The 13,607-nt window shown below is 73.2% G+C and carries 10 protein-coding genes; 4 read left to right on the forward strand and 6 right to left on the reverse strand.

Annotation, left to right across the window (positions count from 1 at the left end; genetic code table 11):
* Positions 1-11: 11 nt before the first annotated feature.
* Positions 12-2,411 (reverse strand): lamin tail domain-containing protein, encoded by a 2,400-nt coding sequence (locus tag ACZ3TI_RS31215; RefSeq protein ID WP_465732108.1) that lies wholly within the window; start codon positions 2,409-2,411, stop codon positions 12-14.
* 605 nt (positions 2,412-3,016) lie between these two features.
* On the opposite strand from ACZ3TI_RS31215, the gene ACZ3TI_RS31220 reads away from it, so the two are divergent.
* On the forward strand, positions 3,017-4,342 hold the full coding sequence (locus ACZ3TI_RS31220) for a preATP grasp domain-containing protein (protein ID WP_465732110.1): 1,326 nt from the start codon (positions 3,017-3,019) through the stop codon (positions 4,340-4,342).
* Complete coding sequence (locus ACZ3TI_RS31225; protein WP_465732112.1) at positions 4,339-5,313, forward strand: quinone oxidoreductase family protein; 975 nt, start codon at positions 4,339-4,341, stop codon at positions 5,311-5,313. The genes ACZ3TI_RS31220 and ACZ3TI_RS31225 overlap by 4 nt, the downstream gene beginning before the upstream one ends.
* Positions 5,314-5,373: 60 nt before the next feature.
* Here ACZ3TI_RS31225 and ACZ3TI_RS31230 read toward each other — a convergent pair whose 3' ends face one another.
* The 3 genes from ACZ3TI_RS31230 to ACZ3TI_RS31240 are packed head-to-tail and all read right to left on the reverse strand — an operon-like array spanning position 5,374 to position 8,089.
* Positions 5,374-5,904: a MaoC family dehydratase gene (locus ACZ3TI_RS31230; RefSeq protein ID WP_465732114.1), complete on the reverse strand. Its 531-nt coding sequence runs from the start codon at positions 5,902-5,904 to the stop codon at positions 5,374-5,376.
* 35 nt (positions 5,905-5,939) lie between these two features.
* Positions 5,940-7,172 carry an aminotransferase class I/II-fold pyridoxal phosphate-dependent enzyme gene (locus tag ACZ3TI_RS31235; RefSeq protein ID WP_465732116.1) on the reverse strand — a complete coding sequence of 411 codons (1,233 nt, stop codon included), beginning with the start codon at positions 7,170-7,172 and terminating at the stop codon, positions 5,940-5,942.
* 2 nt (positions 7,173-7,174) lie between these two features.
* Positions 7,175-8,089, reverse strand: a complete 915-nt coding sequence (locus ACZ3TI_RS31240) for an HpcH/HpaI aldolase/citrate lyase family protein (RefSeq protein ID WP_465732118.1) — start codon at positions 8,087-8,089, stop codon at positions 7,175-7,177.
* 252 nt (positions 8,090-8,341) lie between these two features.
* Here ACZ3TI_RS31240 and ACZ3TI_RS31245 point away from each other — a divergent pair, with 252 nt between their 5' ends.
* Positions 8,342-10,204: an nSTAND1 domain-containing NTPase gene (locus ACZ3TI_RS31245; RefSeq protein WP_465732120.1), complete on the forward strand. Its 1,863-nt coding sequence runs from the start codon at positions 8,342-8,344 to the stop codon at positions 10,202-10,204.
* 434 nt (positions 10,205-10,638) lie between these two features.
* Positions 10,639-11,718, forward strand: coding sequence for an inosamine-phosphate amidinotransferase 1 (locus ACZ3TI_RS31250; protein ID WP_465732122.1), 1,080 nt, complete (start codon positions 10,639-10,641; stop codon positions 11,716-11,718).
* A gap of 73 nt (positions 11,719-11,791) precedes the next feature.
* Here the strand turns inward: ACZ3TI_RS31250 and ACZ3TI_RS31255 are convergent, their stop codons facing one another.
* Together ACZ3TI_RS31255 and ACZ3TI_RS31260 are read right to left on the reverse strand one after the other, a co-directional pair.
* Positions 11,792-12,691 (reverse strand): hypothetical protein, encoded by a 900-nt coding sequence (locus ACZ3TI_RS31255; protein ID WP_465732124.1) that lies wholly within the window; start codon positions 12,689-12,691, stop codon positions 11,792-11,794.
* Entirely contained in the window at positions 12,678-13,202 is a 525-nt protein-coding gene (locus ACZ3TI_RS31260; RefSeq protein ID WP_465732126.1) for a SigE family RNA polymerase sigma factor, read from the reverse strand. Before ACZ3TI_RS31260 ends, ACZ3TI_RS31255 begins: the two co-directional genes overlap by 14 nt.
* Positions 13,203-13,607 lie beyond the last annotated feature (405 nt).

The following is a 13,607-nucleotide window of genomic DNA, read 5'->3' on the forward strand; positions in this document are numbered from 1 at the left end:
TGTCTCGTGGCCTACGGCAGCGGGATGCGCACCACCTGCGGGTCGTGGTCGCTGAGTTGCGTGCTGAACTCGCTGTTGATGTGCACGATGTCGTAGCTGTACGACGTGGCCGCCAGCGAGCCGGAGATCAGGATGTGGTCCAGCACCTGCGAGTTGCCCTCGTAGACGTAGGTGTAGCGCTCGGGCAGCGGCAGGGTGCGCGGCAGGTCGGTGAGCGAGCCGCCGGCGGTGAGGATGTCGGCGGTCTGGGAGAACTCGAAGTCGTTGAGGTCGCCGAGGACGATGACCGAGGCGTTCGGGTTCACGGCCAGGATCCGGTCGGTGAAGTCCTTCACCACGGCCGCCTGGTTGTGGCGCTGGCTCTCCGAGGGGTGGGCCGGCGGCTGGTAGCGGCCGAAGAGGGGCTGGTCGCCGCCCTTGGAGTTGAAGTGGTTGGCGATCACGAAGACCGGCTTGCCGTTCCAGCGGAACTCACCGGCGAGCGGCTTGCGGCTGGAGGCGAACGCCGTGTTGGTCGGGTCGATCCGCCCGGGGGAGTAGGCGAGTTGGGGCGTGCCGCCCGCGTTCACCACGGAGTCGGCGGTGGTGGATCCGGCGCCGGGGCGGTCGGTGAAGGAGAGGCCGCGGTCGGTGCGGAACAGGAACACCTGGCGGATGTTGCCGCCGGGCTGCCCGCCGTCCTGGCCGTCCACCGGGTCGATCTCGCGGTAGGAGTAGGAGGGGCCGCCGGCCGCGGTGATGGCCGCGGTGAGCTTGGCCAGGGTCTGGGTGGCGCTCACCGTGCCGTCGTCGGTGGCGCCGCTGTTGTCCTGGATCTCCTCCAGGGCGACCAGGTCGGGCGCGCGCAGGTTGGTGACGATGCCGGCGGCGAGGCCGTCGAACTTGCTCTGCGGGTCGGACGGGGCGAGGTTCTCCACGTTGAAGGTGGCCGCGGCGAGCTGGCCCGCCGTCGGCGCGGTGGTGACCTCGGGGGCGGTGCCGCCGGAGGTGACCGCCGGGGTCGCCGTGACCTGGAGGGTGAAGTTGCCGAAGGCGTAGTCGAGTACGCCGACGGTCGCGCCGGTCAGGGTGTCGCCGACGTTGGCGGTCGGGGTGGGCGCGAGCGCCTTGCCGAGGACGACCCGCTCCGGGTTGCCGTCGTTCGCCTGCAGCAGGATGCCGCCGCGGTTGGTGCGGGTGGTGCTGCCCTGCGGGACGACGGGGACCTCGCCGTACTTGTTGGTCGGTCCGACCACCGCGGCGTTGTCGATCTCGACCCGCATTCCCTCCAGGGACTCCCAGAAGTCCAGGCCGTCGGTGGCGGGTTGGAAGTTCCCGACGGTCTCGACGTCGCCGGAGGTGACGCTGGAGACGACCGCGGACGGGGGTATCCGCCCGCCCGGGCCGACCAGGGTGGCGGGGGGTAGCGGCGCGTTGTGGGCGACCACCGTGACGGTGGGCGCGGTCAGTTCGGTGATCGACAGGTTGGTGGTACCGCCGGTGCCGCCCGGGCGGAACTGGCTGACGGTGGCGCTCACCGTGACCGAGTCGCCGACCGCGACCGAGGGCGCGCCGGCGGTGTAGACGTAGACGCCCTCGCTGGTGCCGGGGTCGTTGTCGGGCTGCGGGTCCTGGTACCAGAAGCCGCTGGGGCCGACGGCCGTGACCACGCCGGGCACGGCGCTGACCGCGCTGCCGGCCAGCGGGGAGGTGCGGGCGGCGCCCTGGACGTCGTGGATGCGGGTGCCGCCGGTGTTGCCGCCCCCGCCCGTGGAGGAGGAGTTGCGCGGCGTGGGCGCGGCGACCGCGAAGTCCGCGGCGTTGTTGTCGGTGTCGGTGGCGCCGCCGCCGGCTCGCAGGGCGGCGGCGGTGTTCGACAGGTTGCCGGTCGGCGATCCCTCGGCGGAGCTCGCGCTGCTGCCGTAGCCGACGAAGTCCTTCACCCCGGGCTGGGTCGCACAGCCCGAACTGCAGGTCAGCGCGGTGCCGTTGGTGACGAGGGCGACTTTGCCGGAGGTCGCGGACAGGGCGAGCGTGCCGGTGGCGTCCGGCGTCGGCAGTGCGGCGTCCGCACCGGAGCCGGCGGCCTCCTGGACGAGGTAGTAGTGGCCGGGCGCGATCGTCCCGGAGAGGGTGGTGCGCGACCAGCTCGAGCCGCCGGCCGAGGCGTACTGCACCGTCCAGCCGGTGACGGACACCGGTGCGGTGCCCCGGTTGTACAGCTCGACGAAGTCGTTGGTGTACGGGGCACCGGAGTTGCCGCCGCCGCCGTACACCTGGCTGATCACGATGTCGGGCGACACCGCCTGCGCCACGCCGGCGGGCAGCGCCACCAGCGCCGCCACCACGGCGGTGGCGGAGGCCGCCGCCAGGGTCCGGCGCCGGACTCGCGGCGTTCTCGGGGTGATCCGGGTGTTCGGGGTGCTCCGCATGAGGCTTACTCCTGACCACCGTCCGGGCTCATGACCCGGCGGTGTGACCGCGGATGGGAAAGGTCGGGCGCTGCGGTTGTAGCAGCACCACCAGATCCCTACCGTTCGGGCTGGGCAACGGCCAGACGTACGGCTGAAGAACGTTTCTACGCGCGACAAGTAGGAGACTGCTCTCCGGATTTCCGACGCACCGTCAAGGGGTGGGGCGGGCGTTCGGTGTCATGGACGGGGGCGGCCGTTCCTTCCGGCCGGGCGGGCGGTCGCCGAAATTGGTCCAGACCTATTGACGCGCTGTGCCACCCCTCCTACGATCCGGGACCGGCACAGCCCCGCATGTCCCCCCACCTCACCCAGAGCCGGGCGTCGCGCCCCCACGCGTACAGCTCGACTTCCTGCGCAAGCTCGACCGAGACCTGGCGACGCATCAGGACGGTTCGGTGCCGCCCCTGTCGGGGCTCCTGCCTCCGGGTTGTTCGGCGTTTTGTTCAATGACGGAGTGCCGAACCAGAACAACCCGGGTGCGCTAGACCGGTAGCGCACGCCACACCCGTGCCGTGCGTGGGACCAGAGCCGCAACAGCGCCGAGCACCGGGAGAGTCCACCAGATGACGACGCTCTGCATCGCGAACAACCGCACCGAGGAGATGGTCGGGGACCTCACCGGGATGACGCCGCTGGAGGAGCGGTTCGCCGGGTGCGGGGCGCAGCGGATGCTCTGGTGGGCCGAGGACGGCGACGTCCTGGTGCTGCCCTGGGGCCCCGACCCGGAGTACCTGGCGTACGTCACCGGGTTGACCGGCGTACGGGCCGAAAGCCTGACCTTCGTCATCCCGCCGCCGGGCGCCCTGGGCGACCAGGTGCTCACCACCGACCGGCTGGTCGACCCGGGCTTCCGCGCGGAGCTGCGCCGGACCCTGGACGGGCGCACCGTCGAGGAGGTGCTGGCCATCTCGCCGAACGGCGCGGTGGCCGAGCTGGCGGACGCGCTCGGCCTCGCGCACGCCATGCCCGGGCACGCCTTCGCCGCGCAGGGCGGCAACGCCCTGGTCAACAGCAAGGCGGGGTTCCGGGCGCTGGCCGCGGGCGCCGGGGTGCCGATCCCGCCGGGGCGGGTGGCCGGCTCGCCGGCCGAAGTCGAGGCCGCCGTCGAGCACCTGCTGGCGCAGGGGCACAGCGTGATGGTGAAGGTCGAGTACCAGGCGGGCGGCTTCGGCAACGAGATCCTCGCCCGGGACGAGCGGGTGGAGGCGGCCGGCGCCGAGCAGGTCGTACCCCTGCCGGACCGGGCGGCGGTGGCCGCGTACGTGGCCGGGCGCTGGGACTGGCTGACCGGCGGGCGCGGCCAACGGGTGGTGGTGGAGCTGTACTTCGCCGACTCCGCGCCGCTGTACGCGCAGTTCGTCATCGACGACGCGGCGGTGGTGCTCGCCGGCTGCGGCGAGATGGTCATGCGGCCGGTGGTGATCGGGGAGATCACCCCGCCGGTCACCCCGGACGCCGAGGTCCTGGCCGAACTCGTCGCCCACGGCGCCCGGTTGTGCGAGTCGCTGCGGGCGATCGGCTACCGCGGCACGGTCAGCGCGGACGCCGTGCTGACCCCCAAGGGCGAGATCCGGTTCCACGAGACCAACGGTCGGCTCACCGGCTCCAGCCACCTGCACGACGCGTACTTCGGGCGCCTGCTGCGCGAGGAGCACCGCGGCTCGCGCCACCTCCTGGAGCTCGCCGGGCTCAAGGTGCCGTCCTTCGCGCAGGCCGTGGCGGCGATCGAAGCGGCCGGGCTCGCCTTCGACCCGGAGACCGGCACCGGCGCGGTGTACAGCTGCGACTTCGCGCCCGCCGACGGCTCGGTGATGTACTGCGTGATCGCGGAGAGCCCGGAGGACGCCCGCGCCCTGGAGGCCCGGCTGCTCGCGCTCTTCGCCGGATGAGACCGGCCGCGGCGGTGAGCGGGATGCGCGCGGCGGTGATCCATCGCTACGGCGGGCCGGAGGAGTTCCGCACCGAGACGGTGCCGGAACCGGTGGCGGGCCCCGGGCAGGTGCTGATCGACGTCACCCTCGCCGGGCTCAACTACGCGGACCTGCACTGCCGCACCGGCGCGTACGCGCGCTACCCGCTGCCCGCGGTGCTCGGCGCCGACGTGGTCGGGCGCCGGCGCGGGGACGGCCGGAGGCTCGCCGCGCTGCTGCGGGCCGGCGGCGGGTACGCCCGGGTGGCGTGCGCCGAGGCGGCGCACACGGTGGAGGTACCCGACGCCGTGGACGACGAGCAGGCGCTCGCGCTGCTGGAGCAGGGCGCGACGGCCTACGGTGCGCTCACCCTGGCGGGGCGGCTGCGGCCGGGCGAGAGCGTCGTGGTGACCTCCGCCGCCGGCGGGGTCGGACACCTGGCGGTGCAGCTGGCACGGGAGTTGGGCGCGGGCCGGGTGCTCGCCCTGGCCTCCACCCCGGCGAAGCGGGAGTACGCGTGCTCGCTGGGTGCCGACCGGGCCCTCGACCCGGAGGATCCCGACCTGGCCGAGCGGCTCGCGGAGTCGGGCGGGGTGGACCTGTTCGTGGACCTGGTCGGCGGTCGGGTGCTGCGCGCCGGGCTGGCCGCACTGGCGCCGTTCGGGCGGCTGTTGTCGGTCGGGGCTCGGGGCGGAGCGGAGGAGAGCTTCTCGGTGGACGAGCTGGCCGACCGCTCGGCGGGGCTGCTGGGCTTCTGGCTGCAGCACGTCCTGGCGGACCGGCTGCTGTTCGCCGGCATCGCCGAGCGCCTGTTCGAACTCTCCGCCGGGCGGCGGCTGGTGGCGCGGATCGACCGGACCGTGCCGTTGACCGGGGTGGCCGGGGCGCACCGCGCGCTGGCCGCGCGGGAGACCATGGGCAAGGTACTGGTGGACGTCCGCCGCGAGTAGCGGCGGTGTGCGCACCGGGCCCGACGGCGAACCGCCGGGCCCGGTGCGGCCGGTAGCCGGTCAGTACCCGGCGACCTCGTCCAGGCCGTGGCCGCGCAGCGGGACGAGGAAGCTGCGTTCGAACACCACCACGACCTCGCCGGTGGACTTCGTCCCGGTGGTGCGGCAGCTCACGATGCCCTGCCCGGCGCGGCTCTTGGACAGCCGCTTGGCGAGGGTCTCGGTTTCCGCGTAGAGGGTGTCGCCGGTGAACACCGGGTGGGTCATCCGGATGTTCTCCCAGCCCAGGTTGGCGATGGTGCGCCCACTGGTGGAGCGGGCGGTCATCCCGCCGACGATGCTGAGCGTCACCAGGCTGGAGACGATCGGCCGCCCCCAGGGGGTGTGCGCGCTGTAGGCGGCGTCGATGTGCAGCGGGGCGTCGTTCATGCTCAGCATGCTCATCAGCACGTTGTCGAGCTCGGTGACGGTTCGCCCGGGGCGGTGCTCGACCACCTCGCCGACCTCGAACTCCTCGTAGTAGCGCCCGATCACCTCGCGGTAGCGGCGCTCGCCGATCCGCCGGTAGCCGGCGGGTTCGGTTCCGTGCATGCGGGATTCCCCCAAGTCCTAGAGTTCCGCGGGTCCTAGAGTTCCGCGGTGAGTTCCCTGACGTGGCCGGCGAACTCGCGGATGAGCCGCTCGTCCATGTCGGCGCGCATCATCAGCCGGAGCCCGGCCTCACCCTTGGGCACGATCGGGAAGAACACCGCCGAGCTGTAGAAGCCGCGCTCGAAGAGCTGGGCGGACAGCTTGACCGCTTGCTCGGCGTCTCCGACGTCGACCCGGCGCACCGGCAGGCCGTTGCCCGCGAAGGTGGTCGGCAGCAGCTCGTCGAAGAGGTCGATGTTGCGGTTCAACCTGGCCTGCAGGTCGGCGAGTTCGGGGGAGCGGTGGATGGCGGCGCTGCCCAGCGAGGCGCCGACCAGCGGCAGCGCGACGTTCTGCGACCAGCCGACCGGTCCGGCGTGCCGGTGCAGGAACTCGAACTGCTCGCGGTTGCCCAGCATCGCGATGCCGCCGCCGGTGCCGAAGCCCTTGCCGAGGCTCGCGACGATGACCGTCAGCGGGTTCATCTCCAGCCGGGAGCGGACGAAGCCCTCGCCGCGCTCGCCCATGATGGACAGCGAGTGGGAGTCGTCGATGTAGAGGAACAGCCCGTAGCGGTCCTGGAGTTCGAGCAGCCCGTCGAGGGCCGCCGCGCCACCCATCGAGTACGCGCCGTCGGCCACGTAGGCGACCCGCGGGTACGTGCGGCAGATGTCCTCGAGGTAGTTCAGGTCGTTGTGCGGGCAGGTCAGCACCAGCGACTCGTCCGCGCAGATCGGCTTCACGTACGCCATGCAGAAGTGGCAGAAGCGGTCGAAGACCATCACCCGGGGCCCGCCGCCCTGACAGGTGCCGTCCAGGTGCCCGGAAGCGATCAGCGGCAGGATGCCGGCGGTGAGCGAGGTGCAGGACGCTCCAGGCAGGATGTGGGCGCCGAACTGCTCGCCGAGCTCCTCCTCCAGGCGCACCAGCAGGTTGTGCCGGATCCGGGTGGTGGAGGTGACCAGCCAGGTGCTGCGGGACTCGGTCAGCGCGTCCACTGCGGCAGCGGCGACCGAGGGGTGGTTGTTCAGGCCCAGGTACGCGCAGGAGACCATGTTGGCGAACTCGTGGCCGGTCTCGCGGACGATCAGCCGGTTGTTGGACTCCGAGTCCACCGTGATGCCGATCAGACCGTTGGCGGCGGCCGCCTGCCAGACCGGGTCGGCGGTGGCCAGCATGGCCTCGGCGTTGCGGTACCGGCGCGGGCCGAGGATGGATTCTTCGGTCATGGTCACTCCTCCGTCGCGTGGTTCGGGGCGGTGTCGGTGGGCGCGTGGCCCGGTGGATCGTGCGGTTCCTCGGGCCGGGGCGGGTCGAACTGCTCGATCAGGCGCTGCGAGGCCTCGAAGAACGGCATGCCGACCATCACCCCGTCCACCACGGTGACCGAGCGGCCGTTCTCCCGACCTGCCGCGACCACCCGGCGGGCGCGTGCCAGCAGCTCCTCGTCCGGGCTGAACGCCTCGTTGATCAGTGGGAGTTGGCGCGGATGAACGGCGATCTTGCCACTGAACCCGAAGTCCCGCGCGAGCCCGGCCTCCCGGCGCAGCCCGGCGAGGTCGGCGACCTCGAAGAACGGGGCGTCCATCGCCTCCACCCCCGCGCCGCGGGCGCTGTTGACCACCCGGGCGCGGGCGTGCGCCAGCGCCTCCCAGCAGAGCCGGGCGCCGACCGCGAAGGCGTAGTCGGCCGAGCCGAAGACCAGCCCGCGCAGCCGGTGCCCGGCGGCCGCGATGGCGGGCGCGTGATCGATGCCCAGTGGTGTCTCCACGACGGCCAGGAACTCCGTCTGCGGGCAGTCCGCGCCGAGCGCACCGGCGGCGATCTCGATGTCCCGGGGGGACTCCACCATCGGGATCAGCACCAGGTCCGGCTTGACGCGGTACCGGGTGACGGCGATCAGGTCGCGCAGACCGTCCGGTCCGGACAGGGTGTTGATGCGCACCGCGCTGCGCGCCAGCTTGGTGGACGGCAGCGCGAAGAACTCCTCGGCGAGCCGGCGGGCCTCCTCCTTCCGGGCGGGTGGGACCGAATCCTCCAGATCGACCATGGCGATGTCGGCCCCGGACTGGTGGCTCTTGGTGTACCGCTCCACCGCCATCGCGGGTGTGGACAGGAGGGAACGGCAGTACCGCGTGAACTTCATGGATGTCTCCGAAGTCAGCGAGGGCTGCGGGTCCCGGTTCTATCCCACCGGCTTTGTTCGGCGCCGCACGGCTGGACATTGAACATCAACTCGGAACAACCGACCCGTACGCACCATTGTTTGACGCCAACTGTGCTGTGCATGATGAATCACCGGGGGATGGACACACGCCACGCGAGCCACGTGCGCCGCGTGTGGCTCGTAGGCACTCAAGGGTGTCGGGACACCACTTCAACGAAGAAGGGGGATGTCGTGCCGCGTCGGGAAAGTCCTCTGGACCCCGGGGACGGGCCGCTGGTCCGGTTCGCGGGCGATCTACGGGCCCTGCGGGAGCGCGCCGGAAGCCCGCCGTACCGCCAACTCGCCCTCCGGGCGCACTGCTCGGCGGCCAGCCTGTCGGTGGCCGCGGGCGGGCGCCGACTGCCCAGCCTCGCCGTCACCCTCGCCTACGTCCAGGCCTGCGGCGGGGACGTACGGGAGTGGCGGCACCGCTGGCAGCTGCTGGCCGCCGAACTCGCCGCGGACACCACCGCCCGGCGGCGCGCCCAGGACGCCGGACGGGCCCCCTACCCCGGCTCGGCGGCGTTCGAGGCGGCCGACGCCGAGCGGTTCTTCGGCCGCGAGGCGCTGCTGGACCGGCTGGTCGCCCTGCTGGCCCAGCGACGGCTGGTGGTCCTCTCCGGACCGTCCGGGGCGGGCAAGTCCTCGCTGGTCAGAGCCGGTCTGCTGGCCCGGATCGGCGGGCTGCCCACCCCCGGTGCGGGTGCGGGCGCCGGGAGGGGCGGGTTCGGGGACGGGACGGGGCGGGCCCCGACCGGGAGCGGTGTCCCGGTGGCGCTGCTGACACCGGGCGAACGACCGATGGAGGCGTACGCGCTCGCGCTCGCCCGGCTCGGGCAGCGAGCCGGGGACCTGAGGCGCGGCGCGTCCGGAGCGACGGCCGGCGATCCGGTACTGGTGGTGGACCAGGGCGAGCAGCTGCTCACCCGCTGTCGGGACGCCGCCGAGCGGGCGCGCTTCCTGGACGCGCTGGTGGCGACGGCCGCGGGCGGTCCGGACGAGGCCCTGGCCGAGCTGCCGGTGGCGGCGCCGGCCCGCTGCCGGGTGGTGCTGGTGCTCCGCTCGGACCGGAGCGGGGCGCTGTTCGCCGGGCACCCGGGGCTGGCCGAAGCAGGGCGCCACGGGGTGCTGTCGGTGGGGCGTCCGGCGCCGGACGAGTTGCGGCGGGCGATCACCGAACCGGCGTTACGGGCCGGCTGTACCGTCGAGGGCGCCCTGCTGGCCGTCCTCATCTCGACCGCCGCGCAACAGCCGGGCGCGCTCCCACTGCTGTCCGCGGCACTGCTGGAGACCTGGCGACGGCGCAGCGGCAACGCGCTCACCCTGGCCGGATTCCAGGCCACCGGGGGGTTCGAGGGCGCGCTGGCCCGGACGGCGGAGACGCTGTACAACGGGCTGGAGGCAGCCGACCGGGCGCGGGTGCGGGCGGTGTTCCTGCGGCTCGGCGGGGAGTTGCTCGACGGGGAGCTGCTCGCCGGCGGAGACGATGCCGCCGACGGGGTGATCGCCCTGGGGGACGGCTTGGCGCCGGGCACCGGGCTGACGCCCCGCGGCGAGCTGGTGCCGGGCGGCGACGAGGGCACCCGGAAGCCGGTCCGGCGGGCCGAGTTCGACGACCCCGGCGTCCCGGAGGTGATCGAACGGCTGGTCCGGGCGCGGCTCGTGGTGGTGGACCGGGACACCGTCGAGCTGTCCCACCACGCGCTCCCGCAGGCCTGGCCCAGGCTGCGCGGATGGCTGGCGGAGGACCGCGAGGCGCTGGGGGAGCAGCGCAGGCTCACCGCCGCCGCGCGCGGTTGGGCAGCCGCCGACCGGGATCCGGAACTGCTGTACCGGGGAGTCCGGTTGGAGCAGCTCAGACGGCGGGTGGCGGCCGGAGAGCTGGCCGCGGCCGGGGTCGAGCGGGCGTTCCTGGCGGCCTCCGCGCAGGCGGCCGTCGCCGACCGGCGCCGGGCCCAGCGCCAGAGCCTGGCGGTGGCCGGAGTCGCCGCGGCGGGCGGGGCGTTGCTGGCCCTGGCGGGCGGGAGCCGGATCCGTCGGGCCTGGCGGTGGTGAGTGCCGACCCGGAGGCGGTGTCGCGGTCTGCCGGGTATTGATCGGCACCGGGAAGAAGAAGCCGAACAACGGACGGACGGATCGGCGCTCGGTCGTGGTGGCGTATCCGGTGCCGATCACGGTCCTTGCGCCGCCGTCGGCCGGGCGGGTAGCTTGACGATCGATCCCGGCCCGTCGAAAGGCGAATTCGGCTGCCCGGTCGGCGATTTACCGTTCACCGTGGTCGGCCGGCGGCGGACCGGCGATCGATCCGCCGCCGTTTTCCGTCGCCTTTCCGCCGCCTTTCCACTGCCCGTCCAGTGCCTGCCGTCCAGTGCTTCTCGCCGTGCTTTCGCCGTGTTCCTCGCACTCCCGGTTCCGCATGCCCGGGGGCCTCGTGCCGCGGGCGGCTCGCGGTCGTTCGGCGCGTCCCTAATCCGTGTCAAGGGGGAGTCATGTCCAATTCGGCCCGTCCGGTCCACAGCTGGGACGAGTTCACCACACTGCGGGAGGTCGTGGTCGGCACCGCCGTCGGCGCCCGGTTGCCCGAGCAGACCGAGCCGTCCTCCTGGCTGTCCTGCTTCCCGAAGACCAGAGCCGCCGACCTCGCCTCGATCCCGGTCGGCCCCTACTCGCAGCAGGTCGTGGAGGAGAGCGAGGAGGACCTGGACGCGCTGGTGGCCACCCTGCGCGGCCTCGGCGTCACCGTCCACCAGCCCGAGCCGGTCGACCACGCGGCCGAGTTCGCCTCCCCGCTCTGGAAGGCCGACGGCGGCTTCCACTCGTACTGCCCGCGGGACCTCACCCTGGTGGTCGGCGAGACGGTGATCGAGGTCGCGAGCCCGGTGCGGCAGCGCTACTTCGAGGTCTTCGGGCTGCGCGGACTCTTCCAGGACTACCTGCGCCGCGGTGCCCGCTGGCTGGCCGCACCCCGGCCCCAACTGAGGGACGAGCTCTTCGAGTTCGACGCGGACGGGCTCCCGCTGCTGGGCGAGACCGAGCCGGTCTTCGACGCCGCGAACGTGCTGCGGCTCGGCCGGGACGTGTTCTACCAGGTCTCCCGCAGCGGGAACGAACTCGGCCTGCGGTGGCTCGAGTCCACCCTCGGGCTGCTCGGCGACGGCGGCCTCAGGCTGCACCCGCTGCGCGACATCTACGGCTACACGCACATCGACAGCACCATCGCGCTGCTGCGGCCGGGGCTGGTACTGCTCAACCCGGAGCGGATCACCCCGGAGACCGTCCCGGAGCCGCTGCGCGGCTGGGACATCCTGTGGTGCCCGCCGGCCGAACCCTCCGGCGACACGCCCGAGCACGCGCTCAGCGAGAGCTGGATCAGCATGAACCTGCTGATGGTCTCGCCGGACACGGCAATCGTCGAGTCCGGACAGGAGAGCCTGATCAAGCTGCTGGAGCACGCGGGGATCACCGTCCTCCCGCAGCGGCTGCGGCACTCCCGGGCGCTCGGCGGCGGCTTCCACTGCGTCACCCTGGACATCCGGCGCGACGGCGGGCTGGAGGACTACCTGTCCTGACCTCCCCCGGGGGGCGCGGAGAGCCACCGGGTGCCCGGCTGTCGGAGCCGGGCACCCGGTGGCAGGCAGCGGCTCAGTCCTTGTCCGGGCCCGGTGACGACGGGGTGACCGCCGGAGCGGACCGGACGGAGTCGAGCACCTGCTGCGCCTGCCGTTGCGTGGACTCGGAGGGCTGCCGCAGGCAGGCCGTCATCTCGACCAGCACCCTGGGGCTGTCGCGGTCGGTGGTCCGCAGCCCGACCATCTCGCGGTTGCCACCGAGCATCGCGCACGTCTTGTCGACGGTCATGTCCATGAGTTCGGACGGGCTCCAGGCGAGCTTTCCGGCGAGGTCCTGGTCGTCCACCAGACGGAACGTGAGGATGGCGCCGCCGACGAGCAGCGGCCCGGAGAGCGAGCAGCGGGCGGACTCGGGCGTGCACGACGGCACCGGTTGGAGCGGCTGGGTGCTGAGGTAGCCGAACCGGTCCGTCGGGTCGACGGAGGTGACGGCCCGGGTGTGCCAGCCCGGCGGCACGTTCACGATCACCGTCGGGTAGAGCGGGAAGCGGAACGTCGTCCAGGTCGTCCCCGCCGTGCTCGTCGGCCCCGCCGGGACCGTCGTCCCTACCGTCCCCGGGGTCGGGGTGGAGGTAGGCGGCGCCCCCGACGGCGCCGGCGGAGCAGGGGGCGCGGGGACGGCCAGGGCCGGGGCCGACCCGGCCGGTCCCAGTTCCGCTCCCCGCCCCGGCGAGGGGGCGAGCGCGGGCGCGGCGGCGAGTACCGCGGCGGCGAGGCCGACGGTCAGCCCGGCCGCGAGCCCGGCCGCCCGCCGTCGCCGCCTGGTCCGGTCCACACGGGCGAGGACGCGCTCCATCCGGTCGTCCGGCGAGGCGAGGACCGGGACGGCCTCGTGGAGCAGGATCCGCAGTTCCTCCTCGTCGTCCCTGTCGTCCGCCGGACCGTCCGGTCCGAGCAGGTCAGTTCCAGTCACGGCGTCCCCCGTCCAGCAGGAGTTCCCTGGCCGGCAGCCGTCCGCGCAGCGCCGCGAGGGCCCGGTGCGTCTGGCTCTTGACGGTGCCGGTGGTGCAGCGCAGCACCTCGGCGGTCTCCTCGACGCTGAGGTCCTCGAAGAAGCGGAGCACCACCACGGCCCGTTGCCGCGGCGGCAGCGACCGTACGGCCTCGGCGACCACCTGGCCGAGCACCACCCCGTCGAACGGGTCGGTGCCCGTCGGCGGCTCCGGCAGGTCGTCGTGCGGCAGCTCCCCGGTCCAGCGCCGCCGCCACCAGGAGACGTGGCAGTTCACCAGTACCTTGCGCAGGTACGCCTCGGGCCGGTCGGGCGCGATGCGGGTCCACTTGGGCCAGACCTTGGCGAGCGCGGTCTGCAGCAGGTCCTCGGCCTGGTGCGGGTCGCCGGTCAGCAGCCAGGCCACGCGCAGGAGCTTCGGCCCGCAGGCGGCGACGAACTCCTCGAAGTCCTGCGGTGTCGCGTTCGTCATCCTGCCGTCGTCCCCGCCATGGTGCCCGTGCCGTCCCCGTCTGCAGTGGCGGCCGGTCGGGCCGCGGTGTCGTAGTTTCCCTCACGGCAGGTGAACGCGATGGGCGCCGGATCGGGTTGCCTGCCGGAACGGGGATCCTCCGGCCGTGCTGCGCAGCGCCCGGCACGGGTCGGGACGACAAGGAGAACGGGTGCCCGGCCGCTGGGGCCGGGCACCCGGGGTGGGACGGTGCAGGTTGATCCGTCTGTCGGCGGCCAGACGGCCCATGACGCGTAGGCCGGCGCCTGACCGAATGGGCTTGGTCAACGCACCCGCTGTGTCCGCGCGAGTAGGAGCGCCTGTTCCCACCGGATCGGATGTCCGGGCCCGCTTCACCGGTCCGCCCGCGCGGGCGGACCGGTTCCG

It is taken from the genome of Kitasatospora sp. NPDC023120 (genome assembly GCF_055560835.1).